Source organism: Pantoea sp. SIMBA_079, from assembly GCF_046940275.1.
Lineage (GTDB): Bacteria > Pseudomonadota > Gammaproteobacteria > Enterobacterales > Enterobacteriaceae > Pantoea > Pantoea borealis.
The window spans coordinates 1-325 of the sequence record NZ_JAWRYR010000112.1 but is presented as its reverse complement, the minus strand read 5'-3'; the positions used below and the strand labels follow the sequence as shown (position 1 = coordinate 325).

The following is a 325-nucleotide window of genomic DNA, read 5'->3' as shown; positions in this document are numbered from 1 at the left end:
GAGCTGAACAGCACGAGTAAGATCAGGATCCTTGATCTTCTTGTTGCCCTGGAAAAGGACGTTGTTGACGACGGAACGCTCAGAAACATTCACGACGAGCGTGCTGCCGGACTGATTAATACGAACATCCGAGAACAGCCCCATCGCAAACTGACGCTTCACCGCAGCATCAATATCAGCGCTGGTGAAGGCCTTGCCCGGACGAATGTCGATATTGTCGCGGATGGACTGTGCGTCGACGCGTGTATTACCGCGTACCTCGATACGGCTAACGACAGCAGCCTCGGCAACATTGACCGAAGCCAGCGAGAGTGCAGCAGTACCC

At 54.8% G+C, this 325-nt stretch carries 1 protein-coding gene; it reads right to left on the bottom strand.

Features of this window, described 5'->3' with window-relative positions; genetic code table 11:
- Nucleotides 1-325 (bottom strand): FtsQ-type POTRA domain-containing protein (locus SB719_RS19335; protein WP_412159628.1); only part of this gene is annotated, 325 nt, incomplete at both ends.